At 57.4% G+C, this 19,597-nt stretch carries 17 protein-coding genes; 5 read left to right on the top strand and 12 right to left on the bottom strand.

The annotated features are described in order from the left end of the window. Positions 1 to 21: 21 nt before the first annotated feature. The 4 genes from IEX74_RS13685 to IEX74_RS13700 form a co-directional block, all read right to left on the bottom strand. Positions 22 to 855: a TIGR03915 family putative DNA repair protein gene (locus IEX74_RS13685; RefSeq protein WP_229755293.1), complete on the bottom strand. Its 834-nt coding sequence runs from the start codon at positions 853 to 855 to the stop codon at positions 22 to 24. Between the two features lie 105 nt (positions 856 to 960). Continuing rightward, positions 961 to 1,812, bottom strand: a complete 852-nt coding sequence (locus IEX74_RS13690) for an alpha/beta fold hydrolase (protein WP_188814580.1) — start codon at positions 1,810 to 1,812, stop codon at positions 961 to 963. A 50-nt stretch (positions 1,813 to 1,862) separates the two neighbouring features. Then, positions 1,863 to 2,030 carry a hypothetical protein gene (locus IEX74_RS13695; RefSeq protein WP_188814581.1) on the bottom strand — a complete coding sequence of 56 codons (168 nt, stop codon included), beginning with the start codon at positions 2,028 to 2,030 and terminating at the stop codon, positions 1,863 to 1,865. A gap of 184 nt (positions 2,031 to 2,214) precedes the next feature. Then, positions 2,215 to 3,480 carry a putative DNA modification/repair radical SAM protein gene (locus IEX74_RS13700; protein ID WP_188814582.1) on the bottom strand — a complete coding sequence of 422 codons (1,266 nt, stop codon included), beginning with the start codon at positions 3,478 to 3,480 and terminating at the stop codon, positions 2,215 to 2,217. 303 nt (positions 3,481 to 3,783) lie between these two features. Between IEX74_RS13700 and IEX74_RS13705 the strand changes: the two genes are divergently transcribed. From IEX74_RS13705 to IEX74_RS13720, 4 genes are all read left to right on the top strand, one after another. After that, positions 3,784 to 5,754, top strand: coding sequence for a BamA/TamA family outer membrane protein (locus tag IEX74_RS13705; protein WP_229755294.1), 1,971 nt, complete (start codon positions 3,784 to 3,786; stop codon positions 5,752 to 5,754). 387 nt (positions 5,755 to 6,141) lie between these two features. After that, positions 6,142 to 6,978 carry a CvfB family protein gene (locus IEX74_RS13710; protein ID WP_188814584.1) on the top strand — a complete coding sequence of 279 codons (837 nt, stop codon included), beginning with the start codon at positions 6,142 to 6,144 and terminating at the stop codon, positions 6,976 to 6,978. Positions 6,979 to 7,107: 129 nt separating this feature from the next. Beyond that, on the top strand, positions 7,108 to 7,776 hold the full coding sequence (locus tag IEX74_RS13715; protein WP_188814585.1) for an NAD-dependent epimerase/dehydratase family protein: 669 nt from the start codon (positions 7,108 to 7,110) through the stop codon (positions 7,774 to 7,776). A gap of 78 nt (positions 7,777 to 7,854) precedes the next feature. Then, positions 7,855 to 8,427, top strand: coding sequence for a hypothetical protein (locus IEX74_RS13720; RefSeq protein WP_188814586.1), 573 nt, complete (start codon positions 7,855 to 7,857; stop codon positions 8,425 to 8,427). A gap of 73 nt (positions 8,428 to 8,500) precedes the next feature. Here the strand turns inward: IEX74_RS13720 and IEX74_RS13725 are convergent, their stop codons facing one another. The 4 genes from IEX74_RS13725 to IEX74_RS13740 all read right to left on the bottom strand — a co-directional run bounded on the left by IEX74_RS13725 (position 8,501) and on the right by IEX74_RS13740 (position 13,210). Next, positions 8,501 to 8,779 (bottom strand): hypothetical protein, encoded by a 279-nt coding sequence (locus IEX74_RS13725; RefSeq protein WP_188814587.1) that lies wholly within the window; start codon positions 8,777 to 8,779, stop codon positions 8,501 to 8,503. A gap of 111 nt (positions 8,780 to 8,890) precedes the next feature. Continuing rightward, complete coding sequence (locus IEX74_RS13730) at positions 8,891 to 9,901, bottom strand: DUF4249 domain-containing protein (protein ID WP_188814588.1); 1,011 nt, start codon at positions 9,899 to 9,901, stop codon at positions 8,891 to 8,893. A 63-nt stretch (positions 9,902 to 9,964) separates the two neighbouring features. After that, positions 9,965 to 12,358, bottom strand: coding sequence for a TonB-dependent receptor (locus IEX74_RS13735; protein ID WP_229755295.1), 2,394 nt, complete (start codon positions 12,356 to 12,358; stop codon positions 9,965 to 9,967). Between the two features lie 168 nt (positions 12,359 to 12,526). Beyond that, entirely contained in the window at positions 12,527 to 13,210 is a 684-nt protein-coding gene (locus IEX74_RS13740) for a MarR family winged helix-turn-helix transcriptional regulator (protein WP_188814589.1), read from the bottom strand. Positions 13,211 to 13,321: 111 nt separating this feature from the next. Between IEX74_RS13740 and IEX74_RS13745 the strand changes: the two genes are divergently transcribed. Further along, entirely contained in the window at positions 13,322 to 15,763 is a 2,442-nt protein-coding gene (locus IEX74_RS13745; protein ID WP_188814590.1) for a TonB-dependent receptor, read from the top strand. Between the two features lie 217 nt (positions 15,764 to 15,980). Here IEX74_RS13745 and IEX74_RS13750 read toward each other — a convergent pair whose 3' ends face one another. The 4 genes from IEX74_RS13750 to IEX74_RS13765 all read right to left on the bottom strand — a co-directional run bounded on the left by IEX74_RS13750 (position 15,981) and on the right by IEX74_RS13765 (position 19,587). Then, complete coding sequence (locus tag IEX74_RS13750; RefSeq protein WP_188814591.1) at positions 15,981 to 16,661, bottom strand: OmpH/Skp family outer membrane protein; 681 nt, start codon at positions 16,659 to 16,661, stop codon at positions 15,981 to 15,983. Positions 16,662 to 16,895: 234 nt separating this feature from the next. Continuing rightward, positions 16,896 to 17,864: a 30S ribosomal protein S6--L-glutamate ligase gene (rimK, locus tag IEX74_RS13755; protein WP_188814592.1), complete on the bottom strand. Its 969-nt coding sequence runs from the start codon at positions 17,862 to 17,864 to the stop codon at positions 16,896 to 16,898. A 61-nt stretch (positions 17,865 to 17,925) separates the two neighbouring features. Continuing rightward, a complete protein-coding gene (locus IEX74_RS13760; protein ID WP_188814593.1) occupies positions 17,926 to 18,387 on the bottom strand; it encodes an ATP-dependent zinc protease family protein in 462 nt (153 codons plus the stop codon). Between the two features lie 75 nt (positions 18,388 to 18,462). Beyond that, the gene (locus tag IEX74_RS13765) at positions 18,463 to 19,587 is read right to left on the bottom strand and encodes a PQQ-dependent sugar dehydrogenase (protein ID WP_188814594.1); all 1,125 of its coding nucleotides are present in this window, start codon (positions 19,585 to 19,587) and stop codon (positions 18,463 to 18,465) included. Between the last annotated feature and the right edge of the window lie 10 nt (positions 19,588 to 19,597).

The raw sequence follows: 19,597 nt of genomic DNA on the forward strand, positions 1-19,597 counted from the left end.
GGCGCGTTCCTACGAAGCAGATCACAAGGCTGAGCGCTTGTTTTTGATCGGCTCGAAGCGCTGCTCCCGTGGCTGCTTTTCGCTCAGGTACTTCCAGTAGCGCAGCGGAATGTGCCGCCGGTGCAGCTTCAGGTTTTTGCGCTCCGGGATGTTGGCGTGGTCGAAATACGTCTGCCAGAGGGCTTTAAACAGCGGTTCTCGCTCATCCAGCACCGTGGCCGACACATCGGAGCGGTGCTGGGGCGCTTCGGTTTCAAACTCTACAATGTCGGTGCGCACCAGGTCGTAGTAGAGTCCATAGCGGCGGCGTTGGTCAAAAATAAGCCAGCGCTGATCGGCGTAGCGCTTGGTGAAGTGCGGCGCGATGAGCGGCAACACGTCAAAATCCGGGTCGATAGTGGCGTGAAACAACCCTTCGGACGTTTTCTCAAACCGCACAAACGCTTCCATGCGGTGCTTCTCCCGACCTAGCTGTTGACTGATGTGGTGCACCAGCCGCACCGTATCATCGGCGTAGTTTTCGGAAACATCAACTCGCCCGCGCGCGGCCACAGCCTGCTGCACAAAGCGACAAATCAGTATTTCACGGTCGGGGCGCTCGGAGAGAAAAACATGGTAGAGCTTCGTGCGCGTGCCCTCGTCCATGTACTTCAACATGCCCTTCCACACGCGTGCGGCCTTTTCCTCGTTGGTCTGAATGGGCACGGTAGCCGTGAACAAGCCGCCTTGCACCGCCTCAGCAGGCTGAATGCTGTTGGGCTGCACCTTCCGCTCGTACATCTCCAATAGTACCGTCAGCAAACCGTCGAAGGAGCCGTCGTAGGTGTAGTCGTGCATAGTGTAGGAACGCGCCACGGCGCGTTCGTCGTTGAACGATGCCGTTGAGGGTGGAAATTGGTTGGGTTACTGTTGGATATACGAAGCCGTGTCGTTCAACGCCGAACGCGCCGTGGCGCGTTCCTACAGCGTTAAAAAGCTGGTTAACAGCTCATTCACTTCCGTGGGCTTTTCCAGTTGCACCCAGTGCGTAGCATCCGGGAAGTAGTGCAGCTTGCCATTTTCGCAGAACCGGATGCTCAGCTCAGCCAGCTTTGCATTGAGCGTTACATCCTGCTTGCCCCAGATAATCTGGACGGGCACCGTAATGCGCGGCTCTTTCTCCTGATTACCAAGCGTGTAGCGAAAGGCGCGGTACCAGTCGATCATGCCGGTCAGGGCCCTGGGTCGCATCCAGGCGGCGCGGTAGCGTTGCAGGTCAGCCTGGCGGAAAGCGCCGCGGTGACTCATGCCCAGCAGCAGCTCCGGACCTTTTCGCTGGATAAACTGCTCAGGCAGCCACGGCAGCTGAAAAAAGTAGATGTACCAGCTGCGCAGCAGCTGGTCGGGGATGCGCAGGAAAGCGCCCGGCAGCACGGCCGGATGCGGCACATTCAGAATAGAAGTGTTGCGAATACGCGTATCGTGGTACGTCGCCAGGTACCAGGCCACAATGCCGCCCCAGTCGTGCCCGATGAGGCTGGCTTGCTCGCGACCTGCCGCGTCAATCAGGCCCACAATATCATTAGCCAACGTAGGCAGCGTGTATTCACGGATGCGCAACGGCTTATCACTCAAGTTGTAACCGCGCTGATCGGGCACCCACACGCGGTAGCCCGCCGCAGCCAGCGGCTCGATCTGGTGCCGCCAGCCGTACCAAAAATCCGGAAAGCCATGCAGCAGAATAACCAGCGGACCATCCGAGGGGCCGCATTGCACGACGTGCAGCGTGACGCCGTTGGTCCAGACGTAGTGGTGTTCAAGTTCGTAGCGCATTCCTGCCTATACCTAGGTCTGCACCAGCGGGTTGCGGCTAAATGGCCGTGTTATGCCGCGTTTTTGGCTGAATTATCGGGCGGCGTGGGCGCCGGCTGGGTGAGCTGCTTGACGTGCGGAATCAAATCATCGAGCTTGCAATAGCACGACAGCGGCACGAGTTTCACGGCCTTGGGGGCAACCGACGATTCAACGGAGGCACTGTGTGAGATGTTCATTTTATTAATATGCTAATTAGTTGATGTGCTGATTTGGTAATGTGCTACTATGTTGATTGGTAATGCGCTAATCGTGAATGATTTAGTACTATATTCTCGCAACTGAATATCAATAAGCTAGCCAGAACATTTATTGGCCAAAAACTTATTCATCAGTCTATCATCGCGTTAGCACATCAACTAATCAGCTAGCTTGCGCAAACAAGTCGAGTTGTTGAGTCACCAGGGCGGAGCGGACGGAGCCGGCACCAAACAGAATCTGGCGGCGGATGCTTTGCTCGTCGTATTCGCGGGTGTCGAGGGCTTGGCCGCGGCAGGTGAGGAAGAACTTAGCGCGCTTCATGACGACTCCGAACTTCTGCAAGTGGTCGAGTGAGAGGCTGGTGAAGCGCCGCGCCGCCACAATGCGCTTTGCCGACCTAGCCCCGATGCCTGGCACGCGCAGAATCATCTCGTAGTCAGCGGTATTCACGTCCACGGGGAATACGTGCCGATTGCGGAGCGCCCAAGCCAGCTTCGGGTCAATTTCGAGGTCGAGGTGCGGGTGCTGCGGGTCCAGGATTTCGTCGGCCTGGAAGCCGTAGAAGCGCATGAGCCAGTCGGACTGGTAGAGGCGGTGCTCCCGGATAACGGGCGGCTGCGTGAGCTGCGGCAGGCGCGCATCGTCAGTGATGGGCACGTAGCCGGAGTAGTACACGCGCTTGAGGCCGTAGCCTTTGTATAGCGAATCGGAGAGCTGCAAAATCTGGTGGTCGGTTTCGGGCGAAGCACCCACGATAAGCTGGGTGCTTTGTCCGGCGGCGGCGAATTGCGGCACCTTCTTGAACAACGCTTTCTCCTCCTTATTCTGCACGATGTTGTCGCGGATCTGCTCCATCGGCGTCAGAATCTCCTCATAGTTTTTCTCGGGAGCTAGGTTGGTCAGGCTCATTTCCGAGGGCAGTTCGATGTTCACGCTGAGGCGGTCGGCGTATAGTCCTGCCTCCTGAATCAGCTCAGGCGACGCACCCGGAATCGTCTTGACGTGGATGTAGCCGTTGAACTTGTGCTCGGTGCGCAGCTTCTTGATGATGCGCACGAGGCGTTCCATCGTGTAATCGGGCGAAGAGAAAATGCCCGAGCTCAGGAACAAGCCCTCGATGTAGTTGCGCCGGTAGAAGTTCATGGTCAGGTCCACCACCTCATCCACGGTGAAAGCGGCGCGCTTCACGTCGTTACTCTTGCGCGACACGCAGTAGGCGCAATCGAAAATGCAGTGGTTGGTGAGCAGAATCTTCAGCAGCGACACGCAACGCCCGTCTTCGGTGAAGCTGTGGCAAATGCCCATGCCCTCGGCGTTGCCGAGGCCGCGGTTCTCGTTTTTGCGCTTGCCGCCGCTGCTGGAGCACGACACGTCGTACTTCGCGGCATCTGCCAAAATACTTAGCTTTTCCTGAATCCGCTCGTTCATTATACCTTGTTTTCTGCCTTAAAAATAGAAGCTTGTTCTTAAATCAGCACTATCTCATCAAGCTAATTTTTTTAGGAAAAGTTTCGTTAACCTAGGTTCTTTTCCCGTGCGAGCCCCTCAGTTTGTATCCGCATAAAATGAACCCGGTGCGCGTTAAACCTAGGTGCGGCCAGCACGTCTAGCTGTTGAGGTAAGCGGGCAGCAGCCTCTTTCCACTGCCCCCGGCAATTCGTATCTTGCCAGTTGCCCGGCAGCCCGCAACGCTCATTTGGAAAAGCCGTTCAGGTTTGTCATTTCCCGCTCATGTTCCGCTTTGTGTCTGCCTTTTGCAAGCCCAGCCAGCTCCTACTCGTGGTAGGCTTGCTGCTGTTGCTGGCGCCGGGCAATCACCTGCACGCGCAGCAGAAGCCCGCAACCAAGCCGGTCATTACTGATTCGACGCGCACGCAGCCGGATGTGCAGCCCGATTCCTTGCGCCGTCGCTTCGACCAAGAGCGGCTCTTGAACGGCCTGAAAGCCTACACCAGACGCAAGACCATCGCGGGCAAAGTGGCTTCGGCCTTATTCAACTTCACCACACGCGGGGAAGACCGAGCTGGCCTCGACGCGGAGTTGCTCGACCGGCAGTTTGACCAGCACAACTATAAGGTGGTACGCAGCATCAACGTCACGACGCTCGATGCGTTTGGCTACAGCATCTCGGACCCTAATAGGCAGCCGCGCAACATTCTGGAGAAGAGCGGCAACCTGCTGCACATCGTCACCTCGCAGGCGCGGGTGCGACAGGTACTGCTATTTCGGGCCGGCGAGGAGCTGGAGCCGCAGGACTTGCAGGAATCGGAGCGTTTGCTGCGCCAGACGTCGGAGATTCTGGATGCGCGCGTGTTCGTGAATGAAGCGACCAGCACTGCGGATAGCATTGACGTTCAAATTATTACCAAAGACGTATTCAGCATCAGCGGCTCTTTTCAGCTGCGCGATGTGACAGCCGGCATCATCGGGTTGAGCGACGCCAACTTCCTGGGGCAGGGTCACCAGTTCAGCAATCGCTACGAGTATGGCCGCCGCGACCCACAGGGCTGGAGCTACCGAGGCAGCTATCAGGTGCCGTTTCGCAACTTTATCTATGCGCAGGCCCGTTACCGTAACCAATACCAAGACAAGCAATCCGGCTTTTCCGTGTACCGCGACTTCTACTCGCTGAACACCAAATATGCGGGTGCTTTTTCCGTTGATTCGTACGAGCGCGGCCTTACCTTTTACCGGCCGGCCGAGGGTCAGCTGGCGCAGTTTCATACGCTACGCTACAACACCCAGGATCTGTGGGTGGGCCGGGCGTTTCACCTGCGCAGCTACGACCTAGGTTACGAAAACCCAGGTCGCTACATCCTAGCCGGGCGCCTGCTGCACACCAACTACACACTGGTTCCGGACTCCGCCAAAATCCAGCTCAATACCAACGGCTACAACGATGTGCTGGGCTACAACGACGCCTTGCTCGGCCTGGCCACGGTGGGCTACAGCGTGCGGCGCTACTACAAAGACAAGTACTTATTCGGGTTCGGGCGCACTGAGGACATTCCGACCGGCATGCTTGCCACCTTCACGACGGGCTACGAGCTTAACTCGCGGCAGGACCGGCGCTACTACGGCGTTCGTATGGCGTATGCCAGCTACAGCCTGCGTCGGGGCTATCTGTACGTAAATGGGGAGTTTGGGAGCTACCTGCGCCGCCCCGAAAACGACTGGCAGCAGGGCCAGCTTACGGGCGAGCTGCTTTATTTCACGCGGCTTTTTCACACGGGCAACTATCAGTGGCGGCACTTTCTGTGGCTGCGTTCCTCGCTGGGGTTTCACCGCCGGCCAGGCGAGCAGCTGCTCACGTTCGACAGTCGCCGGGGCGTGCGCGGCTTCCGCTCCGACACTGAATTGCGCGGACAAAGCCGCTTTATTCTCAACTACGAAACTACCATGTTCACGCCCGTTTCCATTCTGGGCTTCCGTTTGGCGGGTGTGGCCTTTATTGATGCGGCTTGGCTGGCCACTAAGCCGGGCCGCGAAATGCCTTTCTACGATCGGCCGTATACAGGCTTTGGCCTGGGTTTGCGCTTTCGCAACGAGTACACAGCCATCCGCAACATCCAGATTTTGCTGGGTTTCTACCCCCGCGGTCAGACAAACGGCAGCGGCTTCCGCATCTTTGAAAACACCAGCAACTACTACAACTTCAGCGACTTCAACTTCGCTCAGCCCGGCATCATCCGCTACGAGTGATTTTTTCAGTTACCAGTTTTCAGTTACCAGTTATCATCTATCAGCACCTAGGTTTGTTGTTCTGACGGGCGCCTCACCCCCGGTCCCTCTCCGAAAAGGAGAGGGGGGCCAAGCGTCAATTAGCAATGAACAGTGAACAATTGTCAATTGCTCATTGATAATTGTCCATTGCCTCCGTGGCTCCCCCTCTCCTTTTCGGAGAGGGGGTCGGGGGTGAGGCGACTCGTCAGAACGACAAACCTAAGTGCAAGTAGCTAAATGCTGATACCGTAGTATAAAGCCGCAGGATATTTATCGACGTACTTTGCGGCTCCAAACAAGGATTACGCATCAATCCTTGTAAAATGAGAATCGTTAACTGGTAACTGTTAACTGGCAACTGAAAACATGAACCTAGGTGACTATAATGAGCTGGAAGTAGCTCGCTTCGTTGATTTTGGCCTTTATCTGAGTTCCGACGACGGCGACCTGCTGCTGCCGAATAAGTACGTTCCGGCGGGCACTCAAATCGGCGATGTGCTGCGCGTGTTCGTGTACCGCGACTCCGAAGACCGCCTGATTGCCACGACTTTGGAGCCGCTGGCGCGCGTGAACGAGCTGGCCGCGCTTACCGTGCGCGACGTGTCGGATAACGGCGCTTTCCTAGAGTGGGGCCTGGAAAAAGACCTGTTCCTCCCCTACCGCAACCAGCGCAACAACGTGCGCCCCGGCCAGCGCCTGACGGTGTACGTGTACCTCGACGAAACCTCCGACCGCATTGTGGCTTCGGCCCGTTGGGAGAACTTTCTGCACGCCGACGAGCCCTTTGCTGGTCAGCCCGGCGACGCGGTGCAGTTGTTTGTGGCTCAGGAAACCGACCTAGGGTATACGGTAGTAGTGAACGGCCAATACCTAGGTCTGCTGTATCACAATGAGGTGTTCCGTCCGCTGCGCCTCGGCGACAAGCCCACCGGCTACGTGCGCCAGGTACGGCCCGATGGCAAGATCGACGTACGCCTCCAAAAGCCCGGCTACGACGAAGCCGTTGATGCGGCCGAAACACTACTAGCAGCCTTGCGTGCCGCGCCTAATCGCACCCTTCCACTCTCCGATAAAAGTGAGCCGGATGATATTTATCGTCGCCTGGGCATGAGCAAAAAGGTGTTCAAGAAGGCCCTCGGCAGCTTGTATAAGCAGGGTTTGGTGGAGCTGCTACCCGAGGCTACGCGCCTGCTTCAGGAGTAAAGCGCAACCTAGATTCAGCGGCGGCGTCCTTCTTATTCTGGAAAAAGCTTCGCTTTCAGGCGCCATTTCCGCGTATGAAACACGGCGGATTCGCCTCCCATCTTTCCGCTCTTTCCGCTTCCGACCGCTATGAAACTCAAAAAGACCGCGCTGCTTGCTGGTGCTACCGGCTTGGTAGGCAGCCAATTGCTGCCGCTTCTGCTCGCCTCCGACCGCTACGCCAAAGTCATTGTGGTGGGCCGCCGGCCGTTGCCGCAGGTGCACCCGAAGCTGGAGCAGCGCGTGCTCGACCTCGACCACCTGGAGGAAGCGCGCCTCTCGCTCATCGCCGACGACGTGTATTGCTGCCTGGGCACCACCATGAAGCAGGCAGGTTCCAAGGAAGCTTTCTACAAAGTTGATTACCTGTACGTAGTGAAGCTGGCGGCCCTCACGGCGGCCAACTTTGCCTCGCAGTTGCTGGTGGTGTCGGCGATGGGGGCCGATGCGGAGTCGCGCTTCTACTACAACCGGGTGAAAGGCGAGATGGAAGAAGCCGTGCGGCAAACGCTGTTTCGCGCCATTCACCTGTTCCGGCCGTCGCTACTGCTGGGCGAGCGGACCGAGAAGCGCGCCGGCGAGCAAATCGGGGCGGTGCTGATGAAGCTGTTGCAGCCCCTGATGCTAGGTCCGCTGCGGAAGTATCGGGCCGTGTCGGCGCTGGCCGTTGCCCGTGCTATGCTCTATGCCGCCGAGGAAGAAGGCGGCGGCATTCGCGTGCACTTGTCAGATGAAATTGCGGCGGTTGGTAGCCGTTAGGGTTTAGCTTATCATCGGGCTTTTGGCATATTAAGTGTGTGCTGGCGGGAAATTGTTCACTTCCATTTTCCCGTTTACATGAAGCTATCGATATTCCGTTTCGCGCTTTTTACCCTCTGCATCTCGTCGGTGGCGAGTTTTGCGCAACGCAAAAAGAGCACGCCGGCGGCCGGTGCCGGTTACGAAACCGGCCTTGGGCTGCGGGCTGGTGGCTACTCTTCCGGCCTCACCGTCAAGCACTTTCTAAGCGGCAAAAACAATGTCGCGGTTGAGGGTCTGCTCACCACCGAGTACCACGCCCGTGGCGCGCGGCTTACGGTGCTGCTGGAAAAGCACGTGCCGGTGAGTGACATTAAAGGGCTACAATTTTACTACGGTGCGGGCGCCCACCTAGGTGCCTACCGCGGCCGCTACTACTTCGCAGATGTGCGGTACCGCCGGGGCAAGAAGCCTGATTTCTACCGCGTAATCTACATCGACGACGACCGGAGCCGCGTGGCTGGTGGTGCAGATCTGGTGCTAGGTCTGGAGTATAAAATGGACGACCTACCTTTCGTACTTGGCGTCGACTACAAACCGTTTTTCGAAGTTTTTCACGGCTATACCGGCTTCTACCATGATGCGGCGGCGAGCCTGCGCTTTACCTTCTAAGACCTTAAACCTTAGTAAAACAAAAAGCCCCGGTGCCAAATGCAACGGGGCTTTTTCGTGAGGGTAGCCGTGATTAGCGGACCCGCATTGAGCGGTGCGGCCGCACGTTATTGTGGTAGTAGCCAGGACGCGGACCCGGTGCCGGGCGGTAATAGCGCGGCCGGTCCACAATCACCGTGCGCGGACGGTAGTAAGGGCGCGCCGGATAGTAGCGGGGGCCGTAGTAAGGACCATAGTACGGGCCAGGCGTACCAACGCCCACGCCTACGTAAGCAGGACCAGAAGCAACGCAGCTAAAAAGCAGTTGGCTAGCCAACGCCAGCACGACTAATATTGAAAGGCGAGTCTTCATAATACAGATGACTATCTGGGGATTACAGCCAGAAATCATATTCTTTAGACGCTAAAAAACTCGCAAGGTTTAACAAACTACCTAGCTTTTTTGCAGCGTCCCCGCCAGTCACTAGAACAACTTTATTCGGTAGGTTGCGTCCGCGGCGGCTCCGAATACTCCATAGCCGGACTTGATGTTGGAAGCGAGTGGCGCCGGCTCAGCAAAGGGATTGTCCTGCGAATTATAATAGCTATTCATAGATTGATAAAACTTGTACGCATCAGCCGTGATGTTGCTCACGCGTACTTCTATGTAACCTAGCTCCTGACACATCCGTGGTATGGTTGGGTTGCCGTAGCAGCCTTGCACGTAGAACTGCACATTGGCATTTAGCGAGAACTGCTTGCCATTCACATTACTATCGTCGTACGGCTTCAGGCTGTTACCGTAAGAGTTATCCTCGGAAGACAGCTCAAAGCGGCCAACCTCAAAATCACTGCTCTGGTCGTCATAATCTGTGTACACACTGGAGTACGGAAAAGCGTTACCTTGTTTGTCCAGCAAGCGGGCGAAGGCTACATAATGGTCGGCAGTGGCGGCGTTATCGGCCAGCGTGATGGTGAGGCGCCCTTTCACCTCATTGCTGCCTCCTTGGCTAGGTTGCAGGTTGCCGGAACGCACCACGAACGTCGCATTGTCAATCACCGGCTTCGCCGGCATCGTGAGCGTACTTTCCACCGTCTCGAAGCCGGGGAGGGAAGCCCGCAGGGTGTAGGTTTCGCCCGTTTTGCCAGCCAGCCCCATTGTTGGCGTATAGAGCCCTGGCGAGTTGCTATAGTAGGAATACCGCTTACGGGGAGGACCGGGTTTGAAGCGTTCCACTACGGTACCGGCCGCATCCAGTATTTCGACCGTAGCATCAGCGCGGCCTGTTAACTCTTTGGTATTGAATACCCGCTGGCTGTAGCTCACGAAGGGTTGCCGCCCCACCATGACGGTGCTGTTTGTATCGAGCGGCTGGTCGCTCAGGGTGTAAAGCAGCGCAATACGGGGCGTGTGCGCCGGCTCGGGCAGCGTCACGGTGGTTTCGCAGCTGGTCAGACCTAGCGTAAGGAGGAAGGCAGAGGCTAGCTTTTTCATATAGTCAATAACTGGTATCGTTTCTCGTAGAGGTTACTGGCTGAACAGCGGTTGAACTCGTGGTCAGAAGCGGAAGCTCTTGCTGAAGGATGGAATGATCGGGAAAAGCGAAATCTGCTTGTAAGCCGGCTTCTCAATCACGTTGCCGTTCGCGTCTTCGTAGCCTTGCTGAAGATAGAGGTAATAAGGATTCTTGCGACTATAGAGATTGTAGAAGCTCAGGCTGTTCACCACTTCGCCCCAGCGCTTTTTCTTGGTCTTACTCAGGTCGAGGTCCATGCGGTGATAGGCGCGCATGCGGTAGCTGTTCCGGTCGCCGTAGTCGTCGTAGGTGGCGTAAGGGCCTAGCTGGAAGCGCCCCTGCGAAAGTGTCACGGCGTTGCCGGTGCCGTACACCCACGTCCCCGATAGGGTAAGCGTCGGGCTGAATTTGTGAATCACGACCAATGATGCATCGTGGCGCCGGTCGTATTTATAAGGGAAGATGCGGCCCTGGTTCAGGTCGGAAAAGCGGCGTTTGCTCCAGGCCAGCGTGTAGCCAATCCAGCCCGTTGTGCGGCCGGTTTTCTTCTGAATAAAGAACTCGCCGCCGTAGGCCCAGCCTTTGCCGCTGGTCACTTTATCCTGCCAGTTGTTGTCGGTAGTACCCAGGAAGCTAGCTCCTTCCCGATACTCGATCAGGTTGCGCATGGGCTTGTAGTAGGTCTCGAAGCTGAACTCATAGTCTTCGTCGTGGAAGCGCAGGTCGCGGGCAAAACCTAGGCTCACTTGCTGAGCGCGCTGGGGCTGAATCTTGGCCGTAGCCGGCACCCACAAGTCGGTGGGCAAACCGATGCCGCTGTTGGTGAGTAGGTGAATAAACTGCGTGGTGCGGGCGTAAGAGGCTTTCAGCGCCCATTCAGGCGTCAGCAAAAAGCGCGCGGCTACCCTAGGTTCCACGGAGTTATAAAACTTGCCTTCCACCAGAAAACCATTCAGGCGCAGGCCGCCGTTCACTTTCAGGCGCTGCGTCACGCGGTAATCGTCTTCGGCGTAGATGCCGGCTTCGCTGGCTGTAGTGCGCGCTACCGAGTTGAGCTGACTACCTAGGTCGCTGCTGTTGTCCTTCACTTGCAGGGCGCCGGGCCGGAACGAATGCAGGATGTATTGCCCGCCGAAGCGAATGTAGTGGTCGGGGTTGGGCGCATAGTCGAGGTCGGTTTTGAGGCTGAAATCCCGAATATTGGACAGGTAGCGCAGGTTAAACTTATCGGTGCGCACCTCGTTCTGCTGACGGTAGCGGTTTTCCTGCTCAATGCCGACGTTGAACTGGTACTTGCTGTAAGTCAGGTGCGTATTCATGAACAGCCGATCATTCAGCTGATGGTTCCAGCGCAGACCGGTTGTCAGGTTGCCCCAACCTAGGTTCGATTTATTGCGGTCGTAGTCCCCTTCTTCGTACTCATCAGTATAGCGGGCGTAGAACTTATCATAGCCCGTGTAGGTGCTCAAATAGAGCCGGTCGCGGCTGCTCACCTTCCAGTTGAGCTTGGCATTGATATCGTGAAAAAAGTAGCCGGCCGTCACGCCGTCAGCCGCCGCTAGAATAATCGGTCGGGCCAGCAGATCGATGTAGGTGCGCCGGGCCGAGATGATGAACGAGGCAGTGTCTTTCTTGATGGGTCCTTCCAACGTGATTTTGGAAGCCACAATGCCGATAGCGCCTTCGCCCTGAAACTTCTGCATGTTGCCCTCCTTCATAGAGATATCCAGCACCGACGACAGCCGCCCGCCGTAGCGCGCCGGAAAGCCGCCTTTGATAAGCTCCACGTTGTTCAGGGCATCGGCATTGAACACGGAAAAAAAGCCAAACAGGTGCGAGGCATTGTACACCGGCGTGCCGTCCAGCAAGATCAGGTTTTGGTCAGGCGAGCCGCCGCGCACGTAGAGGCCGCTGGTGCCTTCGCTGCCGCTCTGCACGCCGGGCAGCAGTTGCAGCACCTTCAGCACGTCGGTTTCGCCGAGCAATGCGGGCAGGTTCTTGATCTGCGCCACCGGCACGTTGATGGTGCCCATGCGCGTGGTCTGTGCAATCTTTTCCTCCTGACTACGACTGCCGACTACCTCCACGCCGGCCAGCTCCGAGCTCAATGGCCGCAGCTGAAAACTGTGCGCCACGTTGCGCCCGGCGGCCGCGGCAAACCGCAGCTTTTCGTAACCTAGGTACGACACCAGCAGCCGCGCCGAGTCGCCTTCCGCCACCGGCAGCGTCAGCGAGTAGAAGCCGTAGTTGTTGGTAGCTGTGCCCTGCCCCGTGCCCGGACTCACGACCGCTACCCCGATAAGGTTTTCACCCGTGCTTCGGTCGCGCACGTAGCCGCTGATCGTCACCTTGCCCGTTTGTTGGGCCCACCCCGTCGTTCCAACAAACAGCATCACTCCCGCGCCACTAATGGCTCTGCGGAAAAATCGAATCATACTTGAATAGTTAAATAATCTCTAGCTACTAATTATCAAATATATACGCTAACGGTGCACCTGCCCATTTCGTATTTGCTTAATGGAGGCAGGCCGCAGGAAAAAGGTTGTATGTAGCTGGAAAAATAAGCTCGGCAATGCACTACCGACAGCATATTTTCTCCTTCGCTACTGCCCCGGAGGCTTATTGCCAGTGGGCAGATCGGGGAAACGGCTCTGAATTAGCTCTTCGAAGGTAGTGGAGCGGTCGTGGGCGAAGATGTTGTGGTGGAAGTGGTCGAGCTTGAGCAGCAGGTACAGGAGTTGGCGCCGCTCAGCCGCTTCAAGGTTGCCCGCTACCATGTACGCCACTTGGCTCATCCGCCCGAAAAGCTGAAAAAGCACCTGACGGCCACTATCGGTGAGGGTCAGCAGCTTGCGGCGGCCGTCGGTTTCGTGCGCATGCTCAGCAATCAGGCCTTGTTTGAGCAGGCGCTTGATGATTTCGGTGCCCGTGGGCTTCTCGTGAATGTTGCGCTCAATGACTTCCGTTTTGCTTAAAGGCTGATGCCCAAAGACGGTAGCCAGGTACGCGAAATCGTCGGACGTAATCAGCGGGGAGCCCTCCAGCGCCAGCCGCAGATAGGAGCGCGCATAGCGGTACATGAAGGTGATGAGCTTACTGATAACCGATTCGTCGAACTCGCCGGGCTTAGCTGCCGAGCGGGTTACCGGAGTGGCGTCGGGCGGCGCGGCAGTCCGGGCGTGCAGCCAGGCGGCAAAAGCGGCCATATCATCGGGTTGCCCAGTGGGATGTTGAGCTTCAAAGGTTTCCGCCAAATCAAGTAGCTGGCGAAAGAAGGCATAGTTCATTACACGAAGATAAAGCAGTAAATGAAGCCAGGATTAATAGCATTAAAACATACTACATTATAACGCGTTTACATGTTTAAATAGCAAAGATCATTCTACAAGACTGCCTTTATGAGACTTCTGTACCTATCGTTTTTTCTCCTGATCAGCGTCACGGGCCTAGGTCAGTCGACGGGCGTGCTGACCGGCATTGTGCGTGACCGGAAGACCCAGGAAACGGTGCCGGGCGCAACTATCACGCTGGAAGGCACCAACCTAGGTGCGGCTTCGGATGCGGAAGGCCGCTACCGGCTCAGTGAAATTCCGACGGGTAGCTACAACCTGCGGGCTACGCTGGTGGGCTACGAGCCGCTGCTGCGCGCTAACGTGGTTATCACTTCCGGCAACGCGGCCATCATCAACCTGGAGCTTTCCAGCGGCAGCCAGCAGCTCGGCGAAGTGCAGGTGGTAGCCAACCGCGCCATTCGGGTTGCCACGGCCGAAACGCCGCTTTCCGTGCAGCGCATCAACACCGAGGAAATCAAGAGCAACCCCGGCGGTAATTTCGACATTTCCAAGGTTATCCAGACGCTGCCGGGCGTGGGCGGCGGGGGCACAGGCGGTACTTCCGGTTTCCGCAACGACATTATTATTCGCGGCGGGGCGCCCAACGAAAACGTGTATTATCTCGATGGCATTGAGGTTCCTGTCATCAACCACTTCCAGACCCAGGGCTCCAGCGGCGGCCCCACCGGTATTCTGAACGTGTCGTTTATTGAGGACGTCACGCTGAGTTCTTCCGCGTTTGAGGCGCGCTACGATAACGCGCTGTCGTCGGTGCTGCAATTTCGGCAGCGCGACGGCAACCCCGACCGTGTACAGGGCAACGTGCGCCTGAGCGGCACCGAGGTAGCGGGCACGCTGGAAGGGCCATTGGCTAAGAACACCACCTTTCTGGCCTCGGCTCGGCGCTCTTATCTGCAACTGCTCTTCAAAGCTATTGACTTGCCTATCCGGCCAAACTACTGGGATTTTCAGTATAAAGTCACCACCAAACTCTCGCCCAAGACCACGCTCACGTCTTTGGGCCTAGGTGCCATCGACCACTTCGAGCTGGCCGTGCCTCGCAAATCCAGCCCCGACAAAGAGTACACGCTGCGCTCCACGCCTACCATCGACCAGTGGAATTATACGGTGGGCCTAGCTTTGCGCCAGCTGCTGCCTAATGGCTACCTGAACCTAGCCCTGAGCCGCACGCAGCTCGACAACAAGCTCGACCAGTTTAAGGACCGCACCACCACCGACGAAGCCGACCGGGTGCTGCTCACGCGCTCCGGCGAAACGGAAAACAAGCTGCGCCTCGACATCAACAAATCCGTCGGGCGGTGGCAATACGCGTATGGCGCGGTGGGGCAGTACGTGCAGTACGACAGCCGATTTTTCGTGCGGGTGCGCAGCGAAGTGCGCGATGCGCAGGGCGATTTGGTGTCGCCGGGAGTCAACGTAAGGTTTACGACGGCTATTGACTTTGCGCGCTTTGGCGCCTTCGGCCAGCTCACGCGCACGCTGCTCCCCAACGATCGGCTGACCTTATCAGCGGGCCTGCGGACCGATGGCAATTCCTTCACCGAGGGCGGCGCAAACCTGCTGCGCACGTTGTCGCCGCGGGTATCGGCTTCTTACGCGCTGGCGCAACGCTGGAACCTGAATGCCTCCGTGGGGCGGTACTACAAGATTCCGCCGTCCACGATCCTAGGTTTTCGGGATGAAGCCGGCCAGACGGTCAACCAGGGTGCCCGCTACATCCGCTCCGACCACTACGTGGCGGGCCTGGAGTTTCTGCCCACTGCCACCACGCGCTTCACGCTGGAGGGCTTCTACAAGAAGTACCGCTACTACCCGGTTTCCGTGCGCGATGGTATTTCGCTGGCAAACCTAGGTGGCGACTTTGCGGCGCTCGGCAACGAAGCCGTGCAAAGCACCGGCCTGGGCCGAGCCTACGGCGCGGAGCTGTTTTTTCAGCAGAAGCTGGCGCGCAAGACGTTCGCAGTGGCCTCCTTTACGGCTTTTCGCTCGGAGTTTTCGGGGGTTGATGGTCGGTTCAAGCCTTCGGCCTGGGATTCGCGTTTTCTGGCTTCGGCGCTGCTCGGGCGCAAGTTCAACAAGGGCTGGGAGATAGGCATGAAGTACCGATTTGCGGGCGGCTCGCCCTACACGCCCTTCGATCTGGAAGCCTCACAGGCCAGCTATTTTGCCGTGGGCCGGGGCGTGCTCGACTACTCCCGCCTGAACACCGTGCGCCTGGGCAGCTTTCAGCAATTCGACTTTCGCCTGGATAAGAAGTTCAACTGGCGCCGCACCAGCATCGACCTGTTTGTGGATGTGCAGAATGCCTTGCTGCTGAAAAACCCCGGCACGCCCAGCTATACCTTCCAACGCACCCCCGACAACGGCGGCTTCCTGACCACCGACAGCCAGCCCATCCGCCCCGATGGCAGCAACGCCTTGCCCCTGCTGCTGCAAGACGACGACCCGACCGTAACACCCACCCTAGGTTTTATTCTGGAGTTTTAAGCTGATTGAACAATGGTAGAGACGCAATATCCTGCGTCTCGTCGTTGCTGATGTTGTTTACCTAGGTCGTTCTAGGCTGGTCGTTCAACGACGAGACGCAAGATAGTACGTCTCTACCTCCTGCCGACAGCCAACTCTTACCAATCTCAACTCGCACAAAAAAGCCCGTTGCCTTTGGAAAGGCAACGGGCTTTTTACGATTTCTAAAACCTAGGTTTTACTTCTTCTTCGCTGAGTAAGACGCGTTCAAGTGCTTGAGCACCGGCGCGGTGATATCCAGATCTTTACGGCCGTAGGCGATGGTGCCGCTGGGCGCTGCTATCAGGATCATCTCGTAGCCATTGTCTTTGCCGTATTGCTCCACGAGCTTGTTCACGCGCTCCAGCACCTGCTGAGTTATTTTGGCTTCTTCTTCGGAGGCTTGCTGCTGAAGCTTCTGCTGCTGCTGACCGGCTTCGGCCTGCTGCTGCTGCAAGCGCTGCTCGGTGGCGGCGCGCTGCTCGGGCGTGAGGCTGGCGGCCTGCTGCTGGTATTTCTGCACAGCAGCTTGGAAACCCTGTACCAGGTTCTGGTTCTGCCGCTCCCAGCCTCGTGCCTTGGTTTCGAAGTTCCGACGAGCGTCCTGCATGCCTTTGTAGCCATCCAGCAGCTTGCTCGACTCGACGTAGGCAATTTTGCCGTGCAGAATGGGTGTAGCGGCGGCCGGCGCACTGGCGGCCGCTGTGGCCGTGTCGGCCGCCGGAGCGGTAGTCGTAGCCGTATCAGCGGCGGAGCTAGCTTTCACAACGGCCGGCTGAGCAGGCGCTTTCGCCGACTTATCTGCGAAGTGCAGGTAAAACAATACGGCCACGGCTACCACTAGCACGGCGTCGATAATCAGGCGCAATGGATTATTCATCAGGGGGAATTGGTGAAAAGAAAGAAGCCTACCAAAGGCTCCTCAAAGAAACGCAGAAACTAGCAGGCGCGAAAATCGGCGCGGTAGCGCAGACCGTTCAACGATACGCGAAGCTCCCGCTTCGCGTATCGTTGAACGAAATCGTTGGTTAACCTAGGCTATGCAGGTGCTAGTCGTTCAACGATGCGCGAAGCGGGAGCTTGGCTAACGCCTTCCTTCGGTTCGCGCTACAGGCTAGAACGCTGCTACGTCGGATTGCGTATCCGGGTGCGGTTCGTGCGCTTTGCGCTTCGTGGGTTTTCCCTTCTTGCCTTTGCCCTTGCCTTTGCGCCGGGCCAGTTCCTCGGTGAATTCAATGATTTTACCGGCGATATCGAGCCCCGTTGCCTTCTCGATTCCTTCCAGCCCCGGCGACGAGTTCACTTCCAGCACCAGCGGACCACGCTTGCTTTGCAGCATATCCACGCCGGCAATGTCTAGCCCTAGGGCTTTGGTAGCCAACAGCGCGGCCGCTTTCTCAGCCCGGCTCAGCTTCACGAGCTGACCGGTGCCGCCGCGGTGCAGATTGGAGCGAAATTCCCCTTCTTTCCCCTGGCGCTTCATCGCGCCCACTACTTCGCCATCAACCACAAACGCCCGCAGATCAGCGCCTTTGCTTTCGGCAATAAACTCCTGCACGATGATGCGCGCTTTCAGATTATGAAAGGCTTCGATAACGGATTGCGCCGCTTTGGCCGTTTCGGCCAGCACCACACCTAGGCCTTGCGTGCCTTCCAGCAGCTTGATGATCACAGGAGCGCCGCCGACTTGCTCAATCATTTGCGGCACTTCGTCGGAGAAGTTGGTGAAAGCCGTTTTGGGCATGCCCACGCCGGCGCGGGCCAGAATCTGCATGGAGCGCAGCTTGTCGCGCGAGCGTACAATCGCTTGGCTGTCAACAGCAGTACGCACTTTCATCATCTCGAACTGCCGCACCACGGCCGTACCGTAGAACGTGACCGATGCGCCGATGCGCGGAATCACCGCGTCGAAGTCGGCTAGGTTCTGGCCTTGGTAGAGAATGCCGGGCTTGCCTTGCTCCAACACCAGATTGCATTGCAAATGATCCACTACCACCGCTTCGTGGCCGCGTAGTTCGGCTGCCTCCACCAAACGCTTGGTGGAATAGAGCTTGGGCTCACGCGACAAAATCGCCAGTTTCATGCAAGAAAGGTTCGAAAGAAGTGGGAAGCGGAAACTGGGTCAAAAGTACGCGACCTAGCCGTCAGGACTGCAACGAGCCGGGCGCGAATCTTTTCTTGCGCCCGACATAACGCTTCGAGACATCAACCAAAAAGCGGCCGCGCCGCAGCAACGACCGCCCGATCAGCACCGGATACTTCATGTCGGAGCGGTCAGAAAGGGAGAACTGCGTCGTGAAATCTTCGCCGAACAGCCGAATTACCGTCCGGATGACGTAGCGCCGCTGCGCTTCGCCCGTGGAGCTTTTAATAGTACGCAGCGAGAAGTCGGTAAATTCCATCAGGCACCCATCAAAATTCGGGTGTGCATCGTCGAGTAGGTTCACGCGCAGGCTAGCTTGGCCGTCGGCTAGCTTTACTAATTGGATGTTGTTGCAGTGGATGGCGCCCGTGTAAGCGCCCGTGTCAATCTTAGCCTCTACGCCTTCTATCTCAAACTGAGGAAAATCTACCAACTCCAGCCGTCCAATCGTGCGCTTTTTCATGGTGAGGTGATGAAATATCCTTAATAATTCGCAGTGATGCCGCCTGAAAACTCACCATTTCACAAGCTCACCACCTCATCGTCGGTAGCTGATACGGTACACCGCGTCATTTTGATCGTCGGAAACGAGCAAGGAGCCATCCGGCATTTGCAGCAGGCATACTGGGCGTCCCCACGGCGTCTGGCCTTGCAGCCAGCCTTGCGCAAAAGTGGTATAACTCGTCGCTTTTGTGCCGCTGGCGTCGAGCGTTACTAGGCTGATCCGGTAGCCAATTTTCTGACTACGGTTCCAAGAGCCGTGTTCGGGGATGAAGATCTGATTGCGGTACTTAGCCGGAAACTGCTTGCCGGTGTAGAACTTCATGCCCAGCGCCGCTACGTGCGGACCTAGCTTTTGCGCGGGCTTCACATAGCTGCCCACCGATTTGCCTTTGCTCAGTTCCGGATCGGGCACGTCGCCGGCGAAGAAGTATGGAAAGCCGAAGTGCAAGCCCGCTTTCGGCGCCCGATTTAGCTCGTCGGAAGGCAGGTCGTCGCCGAGCTGGTCGCGGCCGTTGTCGGTAAACCACAGGGATTTATCCAACGGGCTCCAGTCGAAACCGACGGTGTTGCGCACACCTTTGGCAACAGTTTGAAAACCGGAGCCATCGGGGTTCATGCGGTTGATGGTGGCAAAAACGGGCGCTTCGGGCAAGCATGAATTGCAAGGCGCACCCACGGGCACGTACAGCTTGCCATCGGGGCCAAAGGCAATGTAGCGGTAGCCGTGCCACTCTTTGTCGGGCAGCTTGCCATACACCACCACGGGTTTAGGCCTAGCTTTCAGCTGCTTGGCAATATTGTCGTAGCGCAGCACACGGTTGATTTCGGCCACGTAGAGGGCGCCGTTGCGCACAGCCACGCCATTGGGCGAGTTCAAGCCGGTAGCTACCGTAATGACTTCATCGGCGCGGCCGTCTTTGTTGCGGTCGGGTAAGGCGTATACTTTGTCGCCGGTGCTACCCGCGTACACCGTGCCATCCGGCCCGACGGCTATTTCGCGGGCACCACCCACGTTCTGCGCAAAATAGCTGATGGTGAAACCCGCCGGCAGCTTGATTTTGCTCAGGTTCGCATCAGCGGGAGCCGTGAGGCGTTCGGGCGCAAAAGCTAGGCTCAACGGCGCCAGCAGTATGACAGGTAGAAATCGGCGGAGACACATAAAAGAATAA

This window comes from Hymenobacter cavernae (assembly GCF_014641455.1).
In the GTDB taxonomy this organism is placed as follows: domain Bacteria; phylum Bacteroidota; class Bacteroidia; order Cytophagales; family Hymenobacteraceae; genus Hymenobacter; species Hymenobacter cavernae.

What these genes read in the sequence shown, in the direction of transcription:
- IEX74_RS13745 (WP_188814590.1), top strand. Translation starts at nt 13,322, where the DNA reads ATGAGACTTCTGTACCTATCGTTTTTTCTCCTGATCAGCGTCACGGGC.
- IEX74_RS13750 (WP_188814591.1), bottom strand. Translation starts at nt 16,661, where the DNA reads ATGAATAATCCATTGCGCCTGATTATCGACGCCGTGCTAGTGGTAGCC.
- IEX74_RS13730 (WP_188814588.1), bottom strand. Translation starts at nt 9,901, where the DNA reads ATGAAAAAGCTAGCCTCTGCCTTCCTCCTTACGCTAGGTCTGACCAGC.
- IEX74_RS13740 (WP_188814589.1), bottom strand. Translation starts at nt 13,210, where the DNA reads ATGAACTATGCCTTCTTTCGCCAGCTACTTGATTTGGCGGAAACCTTT.
- IEX74_RS13725 (WP_188814587.1), bottom strand. Translation starts at nt 8,779, where the DNA reads ATGAAGACTCGCCTTTCAATATTAGTCGTGCTGGCGTTGGCTAGCCAA.
- IEX74_RS13695 (WP_188814581.1), bottom strand. Translation starts at nt 2,030, where the DNA reads ATGAACATCTCACACAGTGCCTCCGTTGAATCGTCGGTTGCCCCCAAG.
- IEX74_RS13715 (WP_188814585.1), top strand. Translation starts at nt 7,108, where the DNA reads ATGAAACTCAAAAAGACCGCGCTGCTTGCTGGTGCTACCGGCTTGGTA.
- rimK (WP_188814592.1), bottom strand. Translation starts at nt 17,864, where the DNA reads ATGAAACTGGCGATTTTGTCGCGTGAGCCCAAGCTCTATTCCACCAAG.
- IEX74_RS13705 (WP_229755294.1), top strand. Translation starts at nt 3,784, where the DNA reads ATGTTCCGCTTTGTGTCTGCCTTTTGCAAGCCCAGCCAGCTCCTACTC.
- IEX74_RS13765 (WP_188814594.1), bottom strand. Translation starts at nt 19,587, where the DNA reads ATGTGTCTCCGCCGATTTCTACCTGTCATACTGCTGGCGCCGTTGAGC.
- IEX74_RS13760 (WP_188814593.1), bottom strand. Translation starts at nt 18,387, where the DNA reads ATGAAAAAGCGCACGATTGGACGGCTGGAGTTGGTAGATTTTCCTCAG.
- IEX74_RS13710 (WP_188814584.1), top strand. Translation starts at nt 6,142, where the DNA reads ATGAACCTAGGTGACTATAATGAGCTGGAAGTAGCTCGCTTCGTTGAT.
- IEX74_RS13735 (WP_229755295.1), bottom strand. Translation starts at nt 12,358, where the DNA reads ATGATTCGATTTTTCCGCAGAGCCATTAGTGGCGCGGGAGTGATGCTG.
- IEX74_RS13720 (WP_188814586.1), top strand. Translation starts at nt 7,855, where the DNA reads ATGAAGCTATCGATATTCCGTTTCGCGCTTTTTACCCTCTGCATCTCG.
- IEX74_RS13700 (WP_188814582.1), bottom strand. Translation starts at nt 3,480, where the DNA reads ATGAACGAGCGGATTCAGGAAAAGCTAAGTATTTTGGCAGATGCCGCG.
- IEX74_RS13690 (WP_188814580.1), bottom strand. Translation starts at nt 1,812, where the DNA reads ATGCGCTACGAACTTGAACACCACTACGTCTGGACCAACGGCGTCACG.